19 protein-coding genes are annotated in these 18,026 nt (G+C 66.7%); 16 read left to right on the forward strand and 3 right to left on the reverse strand.

Annotation, left to right across the window (positions count from 1 at the left end; translation table 11 throughout):
- Window positions 1–50 precede the first annotated feature (50 nt).
- The 3 genes from ftsZ (at window position 51) to DD559_RS16540 (ending at window position 4,451) form a co-directional block, all read left to right on the forward strand.
- Window positions 51–1,511 carry a cell division protein FtsZ gene (gene ftsZ, locus DD559_RS16530; RefSeq protein ID WP_116470148.1) on the forward strand — a complete coding sequence of 487 codons (1,461 nt, stop codon included), beginning with the start codon at window positions 51–53 and terminating at the stop codon, window positions 1,509–1,511.
- Between the two features lie 83 nt (window positions 1,512–1,594).
- Window positions 1,595–3,244 (forward strand): SPOR domain-containing protein, encoded by a 1,650-nt coding sequence (locus tag DD559_RS16535; RefSeq protein ID WP_116470149.1) that lies wholly within the window; start codon window positions 1,595–1,597, stop codon window positions 3,242–3,244.
- Window positions 3,245–3,284: 40 nt separating this feature from the next.
- Complete coding sequence (locus tag DD559_RS16540; protein WP_116470150.1) at window positions 3,285–4,451, forward strand: deoxyguanosinetriphosphate triphosphohydrolase; 1,167 nt, start codon at window positions 3,285–3,287, stop codon at window positions 4,449–4,451.
- Window positions 4,452–4,523: 72 nt separating this feature from the next.
- Here DD559_RS16540 and DD559_RS16545 read toward each other — a convergent pair whose 3' ends face one another.
- Together DD559_RS16545 and DD559_RS16550 are read right to left on the reverse strand one after the other, a co-directional pair.
- Window positions 4,524–5,339: a TorF family putative porin gene (locus tag DD559_RS16545; RefSeq protein ID WP_116470151.1), complete on the reverse strand. Its 816-nt coding sequence runs from the start codon at window positions 5,337–5,339 to the stop codon at window positions 4,524–4,526.
- A 400-nt stretch (window positions 5,340–5,739) separates the two neighbouring features.
- A complete protein-coding gene (locus DD559_RS16550) occupies window positions 5,740–6,021 on the reverse strand; it encodes a hypothetical protein (protein ID WP_116470152.1) in 282 nt (93 codons plus the stop codon).
- A 236-nt stretch (window positions 6,022–6,257) separates the two neighbouring features.
- On the opposite strand from DD559_RS16550, the gene DD559_RS16555 reads away from it, so the two are divergent.
- The 13 genes from DD559_RS16555 to tatC all read left to right on the forward strand — a co-directional run bounded on the left by DD559_RS16555 (window position 6,258) and on the right by tatC (window position 17,673).
- Window positions 6,258–7,754: a DUF1800 domain-containing protein gene (locus DD559_RS16555; protein ID WP_116470153.1), complete on the forward strand. Its 1,497-nt coding sequence runs from the start codon at window positions 6,258–6,260 to the stop codon at window positions 7,752–7,754.
- A 7-nt stretch (window positions 7,755–7,761) separates the two neighbouring features.
- A complete protein-coding gene (locus DD559_RS16560) occupies window positions 7,762–8,913 on the forward strand; it encodes a DUF1501 domain-containing protein (RefSeq protein ID WP_438270425.1) in 1,152 nt (383 codons plus the stop codon).
- 112 nt (window positions 8,914–9,025) lie between these two features.
- The gene (locus DD559_RS20195) at window positions 9,026–9,919 is read left to right on the forward strand and encodes a DNA/RNA non-specific endonuclease (protein ID WP_240610309.1); all 894 of its coding nucleotides are present in this window, start codon (window positions 9,026–9,028) and stop codon (window positions 9,917–9,919) included.
- Complete coding sequence (locus DD559_RS16570; protein WP_240610310.1) at window positions 9,888–10,325, forward strand: hypothetical protein; 438 nt, start codon at window positions 9,888–9,890, stop codon at window positions 10,323–10,325. Before DD559_RS20195 ends, DD559_RS16570 begins: the two co-directional genes overlap by 32 nt.
- Before the next feature lie 40 nt (window positions 10,326–10,365).
- Window positions 10,366–10,779: a hypothetical protein gene (locus DD559_RS16575; protein ID WP_240610311.1), complete on the forward strand. Its 414-nt coding sequence runs from the start codon at window positions 10,366–10,368 to the stop codon at window positions 10,777–10,779.
- A gap of 312 nt (window positions 10,780–11,091) precedes the next feature.
- Window positions 11,092–12,816, forward strand: coding sequence for an arginine--tRNA ligase (gene argS / locus DD559_RS16585; RefSeq protein WP_116470155.1), 1,725 nt, complete (start codon window positions 11,092–11,094; stop codon window positions 12,814–12,816).
- A gap of 5 nt (window positions 12,817–12,821) precedes the next feature.
- Window positions 12,822–13,538, forward strand: a complete 717-nt coding sequence (locus DD559_RS16590; protein ID WP_116470156.1) for an SPOR domain-containing protein — start codon at window positions 12,822–12,824, stop codon at window positions 13,536–13,538.
- 40 nt (window positions 13,539–13,578) lie between these two features.
- Window positions 13,579–14,583 (forward strand): beta-N-acetylhexosaminidase, encoded by a 1,005-nt coding sequence (gene nagZ / locus DD559_RS16595; protein WP_116470157.1) that lies wholly within the window; start codon window positions 13,579–13,581, stop codon window positions 14,581–14,583.
- A 75-nt stretch (window positions 14,584–14,658) separates the two neighbouring features.
- Window positions 14,659–15,393, forward strand: coding sequence for a segregation and condensation protein A (locus DD559_RS16600; RefSeq protein ID WP_116470158.1), 735 nt, complete (start codon window positions 14,659–14,661; stop codon window positions 15,391–15,393).
- Window positions 15,390–15,989: an SMC-Scp complex subunit ScpB gene (scpB, locus tag DD559_RS16605; protein ID WP_116470159.1), complete on the forward strand. Its 600-nt coding sequence runs from the start codon at window positions 15,390–15,392 to the stop codon at window positions 15,987–15,989. The genes DD559_RS16600 and scpB overlap by 4 nt, the downstream gene beginning before the upstream one ends.
- Window positions 15,990–16,097: 108 nt before the next feature.
- On the forward strand, window positions 16,098–16,334 hold the full coding sequence (locus DD559_RS16610; RefSeq protein WP_116470160.1) for a twin-arginine translocase TatA/TatE family subunit: 237 nt from the start codon (window positions 16,098–16,100) through the stop codon (window positions 16,332–16,334).
- A 98-nt stretch (window positions 16,335–16,432) separates the two neighbouring features.
- On the forward strand, window positions 16,433–16,885 hold the full coding sequence (locus tag DD559_RS16615; protein ID WP_116470161.1) for a twin-arginine translocase TatA/TatE family subunit: 453 nt from the start codon (window positions 16,433–16,435) through the stop codon (window positions 16,883–16,885).
- Window positions 16,882–17,673 (forward strand): twin-arginine translocase subunit TatC, encoded by a 792-nt coding sequence (gene tatC / locus DD559_RS16620; protein WP_116470162.1) that lies wholly within the window; start codon window positions 16,882–16,884, stop codon window positions 17,671–17,673. Before DD559_RS16615 ends, tatC begins: the two co-directional genes overlap by 4 nt.
- A 56-nt stretch (window positions 17,674–17,729) precedes the next feature.
- On the opposite strand, the gene DD559_RS16625 is transcribed toward tatC, so the two are convergent.
- Window positions 17,730–17,864, reverse strand: a complete 135-nt coding sequence (locus tag DD559_RS16625; protein WP_116470163.1) for an entericidin A/B family lipoprotein — start codon at window positions 17,862–17,864, stop codon at window positions 17,730–17,732.
- Window positions 17,865–18,026: the final 162 nt, after the last annotated feature.

The raw sequence follows: 18,026 nt of genomic DNA on the forward strand, positions 1-18,026 counted from the left end.
AATTTCAGGCTGTGCAGCGCGCGCGATGCGCTGCCACGGGAGACCATAGAATGAGTATCGATTTCCTTCCGCCCGACGTGGACGAACTGACGCCGAAGATCGCAGTGATCGGGGTTGGTGGTGCCGGCGGTAACGCCATTGCCAATATGATCCGCGCCGAGGTGCAGGGCGTCGAGTTCCTGGTCGCCAACACCGATGCGCAGGCGCTGAAGCAGTCGGTTGCCCCCCAGCGCATCCAGCTGGGCGCGAAGATCACGCAAGGCCTGGGCGCCGGCTCGCGGCCCGAGATCGGGCGTGCGGCGGCGGAAGAGACGATCGAGCAGGTCCAGCAGTCGCTCGAAGGCGCGCATATGTGCTTCATTGCCGCCGGCATGGGCGGCGGCACCGGCACGGGTGCGGCACCGGTGATCGCCAAGGCGGCGCGCGACATGGGCATCCTGACCGTGGGTGTCGTCACCAAGCCGTTCGCCTTCGAAGGCAAGCGTCGCGCCCAGTCGGCCGAGGCGGGCATCGAGGAACTGCAGAAATATGTCGATACGCTGATCGTCATCCCGAACCAGAACCTCTTCCTGATCGCCAATGCGAACACGACCTTCAAGGAAGCGTTCGAGATGGCGGACGAGGTGCTGCAGCAGGGCGTGCGCGGCATCACCGACCTGATGGTGATGCCCGGTCTGATCAACCTCGACTTCGCCGACGTCCGTTCGGTGATGCAGGAGATGGGCAAGGCGATGATGGGCACCGGCGAGGCGGACGGCGACGACCGCGCGCTGATCGCTGCCCAGAAGGCGATCGCCAACCCGCTGCTGGACGGCGTGAGCATGAACGGCGCCAAGGGCGTGATCGTCTCGATCACCGGCGGCGAGGACATGCGCCTGCTCGAGGTGGACGAGGCCGCGAACCATATCCGCGAACTGGTCGATCCCGACGCGAACATCATCTGGGGTTCGGCATTCAACCCGGAACTGGAAGGCCGCATCCGCGTGTCGGTGGTCGCCACCGGCATCGACGCCAATGTCGAGAACCGTCCGGCGGCGCCGGCCGAGCAGCCGCGCGTCTTCTCCTTCTCCACCCCGCGCCGCACTACGGCCGACGCGGCTTCCGTCGCCGCGGCGGCTGCCACCCCGGAAACGCCGGCGCCTGTCCCCGTTCCCCAAGAGGCCCCGGCCCCGGTTGCAGCGCCCGAGCCGGTGGCGGCGGCTCCGGCTCCGGCGCCGTTTGTGGCACCTGAGCCGACTCCGCCGGCGCCCCCGGCCGACGAACTGCTGCTGGGCACCGATGCGATGGTGCCGGCCCCTGCGCCCGCCCCGGCCCCGGCCCCCGAAGCGCCGGCAGGCCGCCGTCGCTGGCTGACCGGTGGCGACGACGATGCCGATTCGCGTCCGCGCGCCAAGACCGGCGGCACATTGTTCGAGCGCATGGCCTCGGCCTCGCGTGGCAAGGTCGACGAGGAGGAGAGCAAGGATCCGCTGGATATCCCGCGTTTCCTGCGCGGCCAGAACAACCAGTAACATGGCGCACGGGTGGCACGGTTTGCCGGCCACCCGTTCCCAGGTCAGCGGCGGTTCAGCGCCGCGCTAACAGGTTGCGTGGCATGATCGGCAAAAGACATCTTGGCATCGGCGCGATGGCGTCGGCGCTTCTGCTCGGCGCGTCTCCGTTGCGCGCACAGAATGAGGTTGTGCAACAGCACAACCCGGATGCGGACGCGCTCGCGACGCAGATGCGGGTGCTCGCGGAAAATCCGCGGGATGTGGACGCGCTGCTCGCTGCTGCGCGGCTGAGCACGCGGTTGGGCGATCTTTCGGGCAGTCTGGCGCTGCTGCAGCGCGCGGAAGCGGTGGAAGCCGCGAATCCACGGATCGCGAGCGCGCGCGCGGCGGTGCTGGTACGGATGGAACGGCCAGGCGAGGCGCTGCGCCTGTTCCAGCAGGCGGAATCGCGCGGTGTCGATCCCCGCGAGTTCGCTGCCGATCGTGGCTTCGCCTATGATCTGATGGGGCAACCCCTGCTCGCCCAGCGCGACTATAAGCTTGCGCTGGCGACGCGGCGTGAGGACGAGGTCGTGCGCCGATATGCGCTGTCGCTGGGAATCAGCGGCAACCGCGCAGAGGCGGAGCGCGAACTGGATGCGCTGCTACGGTCACAGGATCGCCCGGCCTGGCGGGCCCGGGCGTTCGTTCTGGCAATGAACGGCGATGTTCAGGGTGCGGAAAAGATCGCGGCGACGATGATGCCGGGCGCGATGGGCAAGAATCTGCTGCCATTCTTCCGCAGGCTGCAGGCGTTGTCCGCGGCGGATCGGGCCTTTGCGGTGCACTTCGGCGAATTGTCGCCGACGCCGGCACGGCTTGCAGATGCCCGGCTCGCCCCATCGATGCCGGCCTATGTGCCAGGCGCGTCGGTGGCGCAGGTGGCGCGGGCGCAGACCGTGCCCGTGCCTGCGACCACGTCGGCGGCACCAGCGACGCGGACGCCGCGATCGATTCCATCCCGTGCCACGCAGGCGCAAGTCGCCCCTCCGGCCCGCGCCTTGCCGACGCTACCGACTCCTACGACAGCACCCACCTCTACGCCGGCACCGGCACCGGCACCGGTGCGCGTGCGACCGGCCACGCCCCCACAGACGGCGCGCGTGGGCGCGGAGAGCTCGACGCTTGCATCGATCATCGCCGGCATTTCCGTTCCGGAGAGCGAGCGCGAGCTGGTGCGCCGTCCGGTGACGGTGGTGCTGCCGACCACGACGGCGCGCACCACACCGTCTGGCGTGTCGGCAGCCGCAAAGCCCAAGCCCGCCCCGCGCTTGGCGGCCAGCGCAGAGGAAGATGCGTCGGAGAGCAAGTCCGGGCGGGGCGTCGAGCGATCGAATTCGCGGCCTGCGAAGGCCGAGACGGCGGATGCCAAGCCCGCCAAGGGCGATACGCGGAAGGGCAAGAAGCCCGATCCGAAGAAGCCCGAGCCGAAGAAGGCCGATCCTGCACGGATCTGGGTACAGGTAGCCAGCGGCGCGAACGAGGATATGCTGAACCGCGCCTGGAAGGGGGTGGTCGCCAAGGCCCCTGCGCTGTTCAAGGGGCGTGGCGGATGGTGGACGCCGGTGCGCGCGACCAATCGGATCATGACCGGACCGTTCAAGACCAATGCGGAGGCGCAGGGCTTCGTCAACAAGCTGGCGGGCGAGGGGGTTTCCGCGTTCGTGGTAGAGAGTGACGCGGGCCAGAAGGTGAGCAAGATCGCGCCTTGAGACTTCGACAAGCGCGGTCGGCTCCGCTAGGGCGCACCGGGTGAAACCCATTTCCCCCTGCGCCTGCATGCCCGGCCAGACTCGCGGTCGACTCCATCCCGAACCGGGGGGCGGCGCGCGCGGCCCACGCGACGCGTTTCAGCGCGACCGCGATCGTATCATCCATTCGATCAGTTTTCGGCGGCTGCGCCACAAGACGCAGGTGTTCATGGCCCCCGATGGCGACCATTTCCGCGTGCGGCTGACTCACAGCCTGGAGGTCGCCCAGATCGGCCGAGCGATTGCGCGCGCGCTGGGCCTGAACGAGGATCTGACGGAAGCGCTGTGCCTGGCGCACGATATCGGTCATCCGCCCTTCGGCCATGCTGGCGAAGACGCGCTGGAGGCGGCGCTGGCAGGGAAGGGCGGCTTCGACCATAACGGCCATACGCTGCGGACGCTGACGGTATTGGAGAATCCCTATCCCGCATGGGACGGGCTGAACCTCACCTGGGATACGCTGGAAGGGCTGGCCAAGCACAACGGCCCGATCCACGAGCCGCAATGGGCTCTGGCGGCTGCCGACGCCGCCTTCCCACTGGAGCTGGACAGTTGGCCGTCGCTGGAAGCGCAGGTCGCGGCGATCGCCGACGATATCGCCTATGACAACCATGATATCGACGATGGTTTGCGTGCGGGGCTTCTCTCGCTCGATCAGATCATGGCGGTACCGATGATCGCCGGCGCCTGGCGCGAGGTGGAAGGCCGCTTCCCGGGCGTGAGCGCGAAGCGGCTGACCGGCGAGCTGATCCGTTCCCAGATCGGCGCGATGGTCAACGATCTTATCGGCGAAACCCGGCGCCGGGTCGCGGAATCGGGTGTGTCGACCGTGGACGAGGTGCGTTCGGCGGGGCGGTGCCTGGCCGGATTCTCCCCAGAAATGCGGGATGCCGAGCGCGGGCTGAAGCGGTTCATGTACGCGAATCTCTATCACCATCCGAGCCAATTGGCCGCAGCAGATGCGGCGCGGCGAGTCGTCTCCGGGCTGTTTGCAGCTTATGCCGACGATCCCGCGCGGATGCCGGCGGAATGGCGCGACGCGCTGCCGGAAGCCGAGCCGTGGCGGAGCCGACACATCGCCGATTTCATCGCCGGGATGACCGATCGCTATGCGATTGCCCGCTATCGCGAACTGTGCGGTTCGATCGAACTCCCTGAGGGTTTTTAGAGCGGGATACGATGATGTTGCCCACCGGTCTTCCCCTCCCGCAGGCGAGAGGGGAAGTCCGAAGGTGAGCGATCAGAAGGCGGCGCTCAGGGAGAAGACCACCTGGCTGCCTGCGATGCTCGAACCGTCCTTGGTGCTGGAGAAATTCGGCTGCAGATAGGCGCCGTCGCGCTTGGTGATGCTGGTATCGACATAGGCGACGCCGAGCACGACCTTGCCGAGGGCGAGGTCCGCGCCGACCAGCCAATCGGCATAGCTGCCGGTCGGTGCCACGCTGGTGCCGTTCGGGCCGAGGCCGGGGTTGCCGTCCGAATAGCCGAGATGGGCTTTCAGCGTGATCGGGGTCTTCGGCACGGCGGTGCTGACATCGCCCCACAGGTAGAGATTGTCTTCCTTGTCCCCGGCCTTGCTCTGGGGCGTGTTGCTCCAGTTACCGAGCGCCTGCTGCGGCGGCGCATAGGCAACGCCGGCCAGCGCCGACACCGGGCCGATCGAGCCGCTGAGCTTGACATAGGGCTCGGCGAAGTCGGTCTTGGAAGCGCCGCCCGGATACATGTACCAGGTCACGCCTACGTCGAGCGCGGCACCGTGGCCGAGCGAAGCCTTGTAGCCGCCGACCACGTCCAGCTCCATATTGGCACCGCCGAACGTACCCCAGCCGGACAGGTTGGATCCCCAAAGCGACGCATAGAGGCCGCTTTCATGGGTTGCGGTTACGCCGCCTTGTACCGCCATCTGCTTGTCGGTCTGCGAGACACCGCGGAAGCGGTAATCGGATACGAGTGCAACGCTGCCGGTTACCGTTACCGGCTTAGGCGGATCGCTTTCCTGTGCGAAAGCAGGAGTGGCCAGACCGAGCAAGGCTACGGCGGCGAGACGGGTCTTCATGGAACATTCCCTCTCGAATGCGAGTGAGGTGAAGGTTCCCGCCTGCGTCTAGCGATGGTCAGCTCTCCAAAGTGGGGCTTTCCTATCGACCAGAATGTTACATTCGCAGTGCAGCATTGCTATTTTATGTCCAGATATGTCTGTAATGTTTCCATCGCGAGAAAATTTCAGCGGACATGTTTCGTCACGCAGCCGCAAGGCTGTCGCAACGGCGCACCGCTATCAACGGTTCCAGGAGAGATGCTGATCGCTTGAAGGCGGCACCGGGCGGTGCCCTGGCAAGCGACAAAAACCGGGCCGGTCAGCGACCCGCCACCCCGTTCCGTCCCCCCAGAACGGAAACCCCCCGCGATCACCTGGTGATCGCGGGGGGCATTCGTGTTCGTGATGGTCGGTGGGATCAGCGCTGCGCGACCTGAACCTTTTCAACCTTCGGGACGCGGAACGAGACATGGGTACCGGCGGCGTTGCCATCGACCCAGCCATTGCGCACGACCAGGCGGAAGCGCTGGTTGCTCGGCTTCGTCGTGCCTTCGAGCACTTGCGCGCTGCCCTGGGCAGTCGAGGTGTAGACATAGGTTACGCCGTCGCGGGTGAAGCTGCGGCTGTTGGCCTCGTCCGCGGCGAACGCCGGGGCGGCGGCGAACAGGGTGGCGGCGATAGCGAGCGTGAAACGGGTCAAGATCTTTCTCCTTCGAGGTCGAAAAGAGCCAGATCAGCATCCTTCTTGTGTTCTTGACCGACAAATTGTTGCGGTGCAGCAGATTCGGCAATCGCAAAAGCCTGGGGTCATGGTTGCACTTTCTGCATCCGTAACGGTGCGACGAACGGCTAGCCGATGCGACGAGCCGTTGGGATTGGCAAACTTCTGCGACATGCCGCAGCTACACCGGCTGCCATCCAGCGGAGGTTTCGCCGATGGCGGAGATGAGTATCGCGTTGAACCGCTTTGGCCTGGGTGCCCGGCCGGGAGACGATCCCGACGGAGATCCCCGGGATTGGCTGAACCGGCAGCTGGCGCGCTATGTCGCCGCGCCGCCGGCTATGTCGGGGCAGCCGGCCAGTACCGCATTGGTCGCGCAGTTCGCAGCCTATCGGGAGGACCTCGCCAAGCTGCGCAAGGCCACGCCACCGCCGATGCAGGCGAGTCCTGCACTGCCGCCCCGGCCCGCCGCTGCGATGCCGCCGATGATCGAGCAGCCGCCGATCGTGCAGGTCGGCGAAGATCCCGCCGAGCGGCTGCGCAAGCAGTTCGGCCAGCAGAGCCGCGATCTCTATAACGGTGCCGTCACCGCTCGGGCGCTTGCCGCGATCCAGTCACCGGCGCCCTTTGGCGAGCGGCTGGTGCATTTCTGGGCCAATCATTTCGCCGTCTCGGGCGACAAGATGGAAGTGACCAACCTCGCCGGCGCGTTCGAGTTCGAGGCGATCCGCCCGCATGTGATGGGCAGCTTCCGCGACATGCTGTTCGCGGTGGAGCGGCATCCGGCGATGCTGCTGTTCCTCGACCAGGCGGTATCGGTGGGGCCGAACAGCCCGCTGGCGGTGCGCGTGGGCAACCGCCCCAATGTGCGCCGCAACCTCGGCCTCAACGAGAATCTCGCGCGCGAGATCCTCGAACTGCACACGCTGGGCGTCCGCACCGGCTATACCCAGACCGACGTGACCGAGTTCGCCCGCGCGATGACCGGCTGGACCGTCGCCGGGTTCGGCCGCGGTCCGGTGGCGAAGTTCACCGGCGCCACTGGCCGACCGGGGGACTTCGTTTTCGCCGATGCGATGCACGAGCCAGGCACCCGCACGATCCTCGGCAAGCAGTGGACGCTGCCGGGCGAGGCGCAGGCGGCGGCGGTGCTGGAGTATCTTGCCACCCATCCCGCCACCGCCCGGCACCTCGCCACCAAGCTCGCCCGCCATTTCGCCGGGGACGATCCCCCGCCCAAGCTGATCGCCCGGCTCGAGGCGAACTTCGTGAAGACCGGCGGCGACCTGCCGAGCCTCTATCGCACCCTCATTGCCTCACCCGAATGCTGGGCGCCAGGGACGGTGAAGTTCAAGTCGCCCTGGGAATGGTCGATCTCGGCGATGCGCGCGGTCGGCACCCAGCAGCTCCAGCCGAATGCCGTGCCCGGACTCCTTTACCAGCTCGGTCAGCCGGTGTGGAAGCCGGGCTCGCCGGCGGGATGGGACGATGTCGCCGGCGCCTGGGCCGGGCCCGATGCGGTGCTGCGCCGGGTCGAGGCGGTCGAGCGCATCGCCCAGCGCACCCGCGACCAGATCGACCCGCGCGCCCGCGCCGCCGAGCTGTTCCCGGATACGCTCAGCCCCGCCACCGCCCAGGCGATCGCGCGGGCGGAAAGCAACAGCCAGGGGGTCGCGCTCATGCTGGTCGCGCCCGAGTTCCTGCGGAGATAGCGTCATGATGCTCCACCGTCGTCAATTGCTCGCCGCCGGCGCCACCGCGCTGCTGGTCTCGCCACTGGGCGCGCGCATGGCCTTCGCCGCCGCGCCGACCGAGCGCCGCTTCGTCTTCCTTATCCAGCGCGGCGCGGCCGATGGCCTCGGCATCGTCGCCCCCGTTGGCGACCCGGCCTATGCCGGCGCGCGCGGCGACCTCGCCGCCGATTTCGCCACCGCGCCGAAGCTGGACGGCATGTTCGCGCTGCACCCGGCGATGCCGAACTTGGCTGGCCTCTACCAGGCGAAGCAGGCGCTGTTCGTCCATGCGGTCGCCTCGCCGTATCGCGACCGCTCGCATTTCGACGGGCAGAACGTGCTCGAGACCGGCGGCGTCTCGGCCTATCAGCTCAAGGACGGCTGGATGAACCGGCTGCTCCGCCTGCTGCCCAGCGGCGACAAGGCGATTGCGCTCGCCGCGACCGTGCCGATGGCGCTGCGCGGGGCCGTGGAGGTGGCGAGCTATGCGCCCTCCTCGCTGCCTGACGCCTCGGACGACCTGCTCGCGCGGGTGACGGCGATGTACGAGGGTGACCGTCAACTCCACCCGCTCTGGCAGGAGGCGATGGCGACGCGGATGCTCACCGGCGACCTCGGCAGCGACGGCGGCAAGAAGGCCGCGGACACGGGCACGCTGGCGGCCAAGCTGCTCTCGGCGCCCGGCGGCGCGCGGATCGCGATGATCGAGACCGGCGGCTGGGACACGCATTCGGGCCAGCGCGGACGGCTGGGCGGGCAGCTCAAGGGCCTCGACGCGATGGTCGCGGCGCTGAAGGCCGGGCTGGGGCCACATTGGGACAATACGCTGGTGGTGGTGGCGACCGAGTTCGGCCGGACGGTGAAGGCCAACGGCACCGGCGGCACCGATCACGGCACCGGCTCGGTCGCGATGCTGCTCGGCGGCGCGGTGCAGGGCGGCCGGGTGCAGGCCGACTGGCCGGGGCTTAGCGACGCGGCGCTGTACGAGGGGCGGGACCTCAAGCCCACGACAGCGCTCGACGTGCTGATCGCGAGCGCGGTCTCCAGCCACTTCGCGCTGGCGCCTGCGCGGACGGCGAAGGCGCTGTTCCCGGCCATGACCACGGCGGCGGCCATGGAGGGGTTGGTGCGGGTGTAGGGGGGGGGCTCTCTACAGAATGGAGGAGTAATCCCCTAGGATCGTTACGCTACCTTGACAAAGTTCCTGTTTTGTTCTAACGTCTCCTCGTGGCGGACACGGGGGAGTGCGCATGCAGACAGCAACGGAGCAGCGGCGGGCTTTTGCGATTTGGTTGCGGACCGGGCGGCGCTTCGACCCGGCGCCAAGCGCGCCGATAGAGGTCAAGTTCAATCCTTGGCATGACCCGGCAAACGGCCAGTTCACCTTTTCGGGTCGTGGCCAGGCGTCTGCTGGGCGAAGAGAAGCCGGCGACCGGGGGCGTCCCAAAAGCGGTAGTTCTGGAGATTTCCACGCCGGTGGTGCGGATAGGGGCTTCGGCGGAGGCGGTGCGCAGCGCGGCTGGGACCGTCCAACTGGTCATCCGACCGGCGTCATTCGGGCTGGGGGTGCTGCGCGTGGTGCGGGCGGTGCCGGGGCGACCGGTCGTTGGTCAGCGACAGGCGCGCAGCGAGGTCAGGCGGAAGGTCAACGGCGCGTCGCTGCGAGCCACCTGGCAGCTGCAAGTGGTATTCGCAATCCGGGAGAGGGTTCGTGGCGGCATGTCTCTCGTAACGGCTATGACTATGCAATAGACGAGCGTGGACGAACTCGACGGGTATCCGGGGAACTGGTGCTCGCAGCGTCGCAGCCCAGATCCAAGACTCTGCAACGCAGCGCAGGCGGGGCCGATCGATTGCCGAAGGACGATGGCGGGCATTATATCGCCCCTCGGTTCAACGGGCCGAAGGAAGCGTTCAACCACTTCGCGCAGGATGCCAACGTCAATCGGGGCAGGTATCGGATGATGGAGGACGAGTGGGCGCGGGAGAAGCGGGCCGGGCATCAGGTTACGGTGATGATCGTGCCGCATTTTCGCGCAACCTCGCAGCGGCCGGCAACAATCGATGTCGTCTATACGGTCGATGGAGACGTGCGCAGCGTGAAGTTGCCGAATGAGCGAGGGGGGCACCATCATGGAAGGTAGGACAACGGAGCAGATTCTGGCGGAGATTGGCCAGATGCTTGCCGCGGATCCTGAGTATCCCGTCGAGAATAGCCTCCTTCAGGCGGAGGTGGACCCTGAGATGATATCGCCTTCGGTGTACAAGGACGCAGGCGATCACATCATGTATCGGTCGCCGGACCTCGACCGATGGAGCGACATTCTTCTGGAGCTTTGGTATGCTCAGAGCGGGAAATCGCGTTGGTCGGAGGTTGAGTATCTCATTCGGAACGGCAGGTTCGAGGTTGCCTATATCTATCCTGATGATGTTGATCGCAGTGACAGTATGAAGGAGCGACGTGAACAAGCGCTGCGTCGTTACTATGGGGACAAGCCGGTCCGTTATCCATCCTGGGATGGCGGTGGTTACCCGAAATATGACTTGTGAAAGTCCCGAGGGTTCGGGAAGCGCTCGGGGCGGATACATCTTGGCCAATCAGGAGACGGAACGCCTGTTGGGGCGGATCGGGCAGATGCTGGCGGCGGACCCCTTCTATCCGATAGAGAACACCCTGCTCCAGGCCGGGGTCGATCCGGAGATGATTTCGCCCTCGATCTACAAGGATGGTGGCGATTACGTCATGTATCGGCGGCCGGATCTCGATCGCTGGAGCGATGTCCTGCTGGAACTTTGGCACGCGCAAGAGGGGCCGGCGCGCTGGTCGGAAATCGAATACTTCTTTCGCGATGGGCGGTTCGAGGTTGCCTACGTCTATCCGGACGATCCGGGTCGGAGCGAGGACATGATGGAGCGGCGCGAACAGGCGCTACGTCGTTATTATGGCGACAAGCCCGTACGGTATCCACCTTGGGAAGATGATGCGCCGTCCTACACGCTCTGAGCTTCCATGGTTGATGCGCGTGCACCCGGTCCTCTCCTGCAAGGGCAGGGCTATCGCATATGCCCAGAATACGTCGTCATCCCCGCGAAGGCGGGGATCCATTGGCGCCGATGCCGAGGTTCCTTCCTCCAGCGCTCAGGCCAATGGATTCCCGCCTTCGCGGGAATGACGATGGTTCTATGAAGCTGCATATCCCTGGCTTCATATGCGATAGCCCTGCCCTCGCGGGGGACGATCACGACTCCCAATAGGGATGACGGCGCCGCGCCACTGCGCTACAGCCGCCGCTCCCATTCCCCATTGGATTGCTCAATGACGCTCTATGCTCGTTTCGCCGCGCATCTGAATCTGGCCCTGGATGCGCTCGTCCTCGCCGGCGATCTGCCTGCGGGGCTGGAGCGACGCGCGATCACGGTCGAGCCGCCGCGCGATCCGAGCCATGGCGATCTCGCCACCAACGCCGCGATGGTGCTCGCCAAGCCCGCCGGCACCAATCCGCGCGCGCTTGCCGAAAAGCTGGTCGCCGAGCTGGAGAAGCTGGACGAGGTCGCCGCCGTGTCGGTCGCCGGCCCCGGCTTCATCAACCTGACGCTCCACGAGGACAGCTGGCGCGGCGAAGTCGCCGCGATCCTGGAGGCCGGGGCGGACTATGGCCGCTCGTCGCTGGGCGCGGGGACGACGGTCAACGTCGAATATGTCTCGGCCAACCCGACGGGTCCGATGCACATGGGCCATTGCCGTGGCGCGGTGGTGGGCGACGCGCTGGCGAGCCTGCTCGAATATGTCGGCCACAAGGTTATCCGCGAATATTATGTCAACGATGCGGGCGGTCAGGTCGACGTGCTCGCCCGCTCGGCGCATCTGCGCTACCGCGAGGCGCTGGGCGAAACGATCGAGATCCCCGAGGGGCTGTATCCGGGTGACTATCTGAAGCCGGTCGGGGCGCAGCTCGCCGCCGACTATGGCGACAAATATGTCGACGCGCCCGAGAGCGAATGGCTCGCGCTGTTCCGCAAGACCGCGGTCGCGACGATGCTCGTCATGATCAAGGACGATCTGGCGCTGCTCGGCATCCATCACGACCTGTTCTCGTCCGAGGCCGAGCTGCAGGCCGCCGGCAAGCCCGAACAGGCCGAGGCGTGGCTGCGCGAGCGCGGCCTCGTCTATGACGGCGTGCTCGAGGCCCCCAAGGGCGAGACGCCCGAGGATTGGGAGCCGGTGGAGCTGCCGCTGTTCCGCTCGACCCAGTTCGGCGATGATCAGGATCGCCCGATCAAGAAGTCGAACGGCCAATGGACCTATTTTGGCGCCGATCTCGCCTATCACTTCCAGAAAGCGCAGTCGGCCGACCAGCTGATCGACATCTGGGGCGCCGACCATGCCGGCACGGTGAAGCGGATCGTAGCAGCCGTGCAGGCGCTGACCGACGGTAAGACTCGGTTCGACGTCAAGCTGGTCCAGATGGTCCGCCTGCTGCGCGCCGGCGAGCCGGTGAAGATGTCGAAACGCGCGGGCAATTTCGTGACGCTGGCGGACGTGGTGCGCGAAGTGGGCAAGGACGTGGTTCGCTTCACCATGCTCACCCGCAAGGCCGACGCCCAGATGGACTTCGACTTCGCCAAGGTGCTGGAGACGTCCAAGGAAAACCCGGTCTTCTACGTGCAGTACGCCCATGCCCGCGTCGCATCGGTGCATCGCCGCGCGGCCGAGGCGGGGATCAGCCTGGACGAGGACGCCGACCTGTCGCTGCTCGACGCGCGCGAACTGGGCGTGGCGAAGCTCGCCGCGCAGTTCCCGCGCGTGGTGGAAGCGGCGGCGAGCGCCCGCGAACCGCATCGCATCGCCTTCTATCTCTATGATCTCGCAGCCGAGTTCCATGCGCTCTACAATATGGGCAACGACTCTGCCGATCGGCGTTTCCTGATGGTCGAGCAGCCCGCACTGACTCGCGCGCGGCTGTTCCTCGGCCGTTCGATCCAGCAGGTGATCCGCAACGGCCTCGCGCTGATGGGCGTGGAGGCGGTCGAGGAGATGTGATCCCGATGGCCGGCCGGTACGACGACAGCGAACGGCTCCCCTGGCTGGAGACGGTGGAAGAGGCCTATCAGGAGCCTCGGCGTGGACGGGCGGTGCTGTTCCTGCTGCTGGCGCTGCTTGTTGCGGGCGGCGCCGGGGCTTTCTTCTATTGGCAGCGCCATCAATCGTCGCGCGACGGAAATGGTGCCCTGATCGCCGCCCCGCCGGGCCCCTATAAGGTCCGGCCGGACGATCCCGGCGGCGTTCGCATCGCGGGCGAAGGCGATATCGTGTTTCAGACCAGCCAGGGCACCACGCCCCAGGCCGGGATCAACGTTGCCGCGCTTCCCGAGACGCCGGTGGAGGGCACGAAGCATAGCGCCGGCACGGCCTCTTCGGCCAATGCGAGCAAGAGCGCGACGATCGCCTTGCCGCCGCCGTCGCCTGCCCGGCCAACGACCCAGCGGAGCGCAGCGGCGGCGCCGGCACGGGCTGGCGAAGGCGCAGGCGAGCTGGTGCAGCTCGGGGCCTTTCCCAGCGAGGGTGCGGCGAATATCGCCTGGACGCGCATGTCCAAGCGCTTCACCTATCTGGCGCCGCTCGGCAAACTGATCGTTCCGTTCGTGACCGAGGATGGCAAGACCGTCTATCGGCTGCGCGTCAATGCCGGCGGCAATGGCCAGGCGCGGGATCTCTGCGGCAAGCTGAAGGTCGCCGGCGAGAACTGCTTCGTCGCGAGCTGAAGTGGTTTGCGGGCGCCGCCGGATCGGCTAGGCCACTCCGATGAAGCCCGTGATCTTCGGCCTTTCCGGCCCCGCGCTCACCGACGACGAACGCGATTTCTTCCGCGATGCCGAACCGCTCGGCTATATTCTGTTCAAGCGCAACTGCGTGGATCCCGCTCAGATGCGCGCGCTGACCGATGCCCTGCGCGATCTGCACGGGCGCGAGGACCTGCCGATTACGATCGACCAGGAAGGGGGCCGTGTCGCGCGGATGCAGCCGCCGGCATGGCCGGCCTTTCCGACAGGGGCGGCCTTCGATGCGCTGTACGAGCGCGCGCCGATTTCCGCGATCGAGGCGGCGCGGGCCAATGGTCAGGCGCTGGCCCATATCCTGCGCGACGTGGGGGTGAACGTGAACCTCGCTCCGATGCTGGACGTGGCGGTGCCGGGGGGGACGCCCGCGATCGGGGACCGCGCGTTCGGCCTTGAGCCGATGCGGGTGGCCGCATTGGGAAGGGCGCTGCTCGACGGGCTCAATCGCGGTGGTGTTGCCGGGGTGATCAAGCATATGCCGGGGCATGGCCGCGCCATGGTCGACAGCCATCTGGAGCTGCCGCGCGTGCGCGCGACCGACAAGGAACTGGAGGCTGATCTGCTGCCGTTCCAGCGGCTGCACGATGCGCCGATCGGGATGACCGCGCATATCGTGTTCGAGGCATGGGACCCCGAGTTGCCGGCCACCCTTTCGTCCACCGTGATCCGTGACGTGATCCGCGGGAAGATCGGCTTCGACGGGCTGCTGTTCACCGACGATATCGACATGAAGGCGCTTTCCGGCACCGCGGGCGAAAAGGCCGAGCGCGCGCTGGCGGCGGGCTGTGACGTGGTGCTCGACTGCTGGGCGCGAATGCCGGAGATGGTGGAGATTGCCGGGCGGATCGGCGATGCGCCGGCGGTGTGTCTCGCGCGTCTGGCGCGGGCGATGGGATCGGTTGGGGAGGCGGAGGATGTCCCGCTGGCCGAGCTGCTCGCCAAGCGGGATGCGCTGCTGGGGTTGGGCTGACCCCACTTAAGCCCCTCCTCCAACGAGGAGGGGCTTGTTGTTGCCCGGTCCGCTCCCCCCTCCTATGACCAGCCGGTGGACGCGAGCGACGACATTCTGAAGATCGAGGTCGAGGGCTGGGAAGGCCCGCTCGATCTGCTGCTGGCGCTGGCGCGCACGCAGAAGGTGGATCTGCGCCAGATCTCGATCCTCGAGCTGGTCGAACAGTATCTCGCCTATGTCCATGCCGCGCGCGAACTGCGGCTGGAGCTGGCGGCCGACTATCTCGTGATGGCGGCGTGGCTCGCCTATCTCAAGTCCGCGCTGCTGCTCCCCCGCAACCCCGCCGAGAGCCCGAGCCCCGAGGAACTGGCGCTGCGCCTCCAGCTCCGCCTCGAACGGCTGAGCGCGATGCGCGAGGCGGGCGCCCGGCTGGTGGCGCGCGACCGGATGGGGCGCGACGTCTTTCCGCGGGGCGATCCCGAAGGCTTGCGGGTCCGGCGCCAGGCGAGGTGGGAAGTCACGATCTATGACCTGATCGCGGCCTATGGCCGGATCAGTGCGCGTACACGGCCGGTGATGCACGTCGTCGCGCACCGCGACGTGATGACGCTGGACGCGGCGCTGGAGCGGCTTTCGGCCCAACTCGGCATGCGGATCGACTGGCGGGCGATCGAAAGCTTCCTGCCCGATGGCATGAGCGATCTCTATCGCCGTTCCGCGTTGGCTTCGTCCTTCGTCGCGGCGCTGGAGCTCGCGCGACAAGGGCGACTGGAGATCCGCCAGGCGGCGCCGTTCGCGCCGCTCTATCTGAAGGCTATTCCGCAATGATTGAAATGGGCGATCCGCTCCGCGCCGTCGAGGCGGTGCTGTTCGCTGCGGAAGAGCCGCTGGAGGTCAACGACATCCGCGCCTATGTCGGGCCGGGCGTCGACGTGCGGGCGGTGCTGGCGGCGCTTGTTGAGCATTATGCGGGCCGGGGCATCGAACTGGTCCGCCGCGGCGACCGCTGGCACTTCCAGACCGCGGCCGACCTTGCCCATCTGCTGCGCCGCGATCGGGAGGACAGCCGCAAGCTGAGCCGGGCCGGCATCGAGACACTCGCGATCATCGCCTATCACGAGCCGGTGACGCGCGCCGAGATCGAGGCGATCCGGGGCGTGCAGATATCCAAGGGCACGATCGACGTGTTGATGGAGGCTGGCTGGGTGCGGCCTGCGGGCCGCCGCGAAGTACCAGGGCGGCCGCTGATGTATGCCACGACGCCCGGCTTCCTGGCGCATTTCGGTTTGGCGAGCCGGCGAGATCTGCCGGGAATCGAGGATCTGAAGGCGGCAGGGCTGCTGGATCCGGTCGATCTCGCATTGGAACAGCTCGACGCTGCAGAGGCTGCGCAGGAAAGCGAAACTGTCACGGACGACGAATAAGCGCGTTCCGTTCGATTCTGCCCGACATCCTTGGGCAGCGTCACCGATCAACCGTTGCCGTAAGCCCCCGCGAGCCTTAGATAGGCAACGATATCAAGGAGAATTTTCATGGGTAGCTTCAGCCTGATGCACTGGCTGGTCGTCGGCATCATCGCCATCCTGCTGCTGGGCGGTGGCCGTTTCTCCCATATGATGGGCGACGTCGCGAAGGGCATCAAGAACTTCAAGAAGGGCATGGCCGAGGACGACAGCACGCCGGCGGCACCGACCCGTATCGAAGGCAAGCCTGCCCCCGAGCCGGGCTATACGCCGGAAGCCGAGCGCGCTCGCGAGGAGCATCGCTGAGCCTTTCCCGGGCCACCGATGAAGCTCGGCGGCCCGGACTTTGATCGCAGCGCGCCGGGGCGACCGGCGCATGCCGTGCGAGTGGATGCGCCGACAGAATGTTCAATATCGATTCCGGCGAGTTTTTGGTCGTGGCCATCGCCGCCCTCATTTTCATCGGCCCGAAGGATCTGCCGCGCGCGATGCATTTCGTCGGCAAATGGGTAGGCAAGGCGCGCGGCGTTGCCCGCCAGTTCCGCTCCGGAATCGATTCGATGGTCCGCGAGGCGGAACTTGCCGAGCTGGAGAAGCAGTGGGCGGCGGAGAATGAGCGGATCATGCGGCAATATCCGCCGCAGCCCCTGCCTGCGCCCGAGACCTCGGCGGCGATCGAACATGTTGCGCAGAACCCTGCGACGGATGTGAATCCGCTCCACGACCCTGACGCGCCGGTGATGACGCCACAGCCCGATATCCACCCCGATCCGATACCGGCCGAGGTTTCCGCGCCCAGGCCCGCGGCCGCGACCGACGCGAAACCCGTGCCTCCCGCCAGTGAAGTGCAGCCGTGAGCGAGATCGACGACACCCAGGCCCCATTGCTCGACCATCTGATCGAGCTTCGCAAGCGGCTGATCTGGTCGATCCTGTCGCTGCTTCTGGCGTTCGGCAGCTGCCTCTATTTCGCGCGCGGCATCCTGTCGTTTCTCGTCGCGCCGCTGAAGGCGGCGGGGCAGGTGAAGATCATCAACACCGATATCTTCGGCGGCTTCCTGGTCGAAGTGAAGGTCGCCTTCTTCGCCGGTCTGATGATCGCGTTCCCGATTATCGCAAACCAGCTCTGGCAGTTCGTGGCACCGGGCCTGTACCGGCGCGAGAAGCAGGCGCTGCTGCCGTTCCTGCTGGCCACGCCGGTGCTTTTCATGGCGGGCGCGGCGATGGCCTATTTCGTCGCGGTGCCGGTGGCGCTGAAGTTTCTGCTCGGCTTTCAGGGCAATCTGGGCGGCGTGCAGCAGACCGCGCTGCCGGACGTGAACAGCTACCTCAAGTTCATCATGCAGTTCATCTTCGGCTTCGGGATTTCGTTCCTGCTGCCGGTGCTGCTGATGCTGCTCGAACATGCCGGCATCGTCACCTATGAGCAGTTGAAGGGCGCGTGGCGCTACGCGATCGTCGCCTCGGTGGCGATCGCGGCGGTGCTGACCCCGCCGGATGTGGGCTCCCAGCTGCTGCTCGCCGGACCGCTGGTGGGCCTGTATTTCCTGTCGCTGGTCGCGATCTACTTCACCCGGCGCCGGCGCGAGCGGGTTCGCGCCGGTGAAGAGGCGGAAGCGGAAGCCGAAGTCGACCCTGCGGCATAACAAAGCGCCCCCTCTGCAAGGCAGAAGGGGCGCATCTGAACGCTAGCGACCGGCGGTTACTTCGACTTTTCAGCTGCATTGGCGACGGTGTCGCCAGCGGATGAGACATCCCGGCCAACGCCTTCCACCGTATTGCAGGCGGCAATCATGAGCGTGCCGGCGATCGCGGCGAATGCGATGAGTTTGCGCATCGATTTATCTCCAACTTCCCCATTTGCGGGACACCGCTTCAATGCGGTGCTTGTGGAAACGTTCCACCCCGGCCTCAGGCCGTGCCTGCGCCGCGATAGAGTCTTGAAGCTGTAGGAAGAATGTAGGCCCGGAAGCGTCACCGGGGGGGGGAGGGTAGACGC

This window comes from Sphingomonas pokkalii (assembly GCF_003096275.1).
Lineage (GTDB): Bacteria > Pseudomonadota > Alphaproteobacteria > Sphingomonadales > Sphingomonadaceae > Sphingomonas > Sphingomonas pokkalii.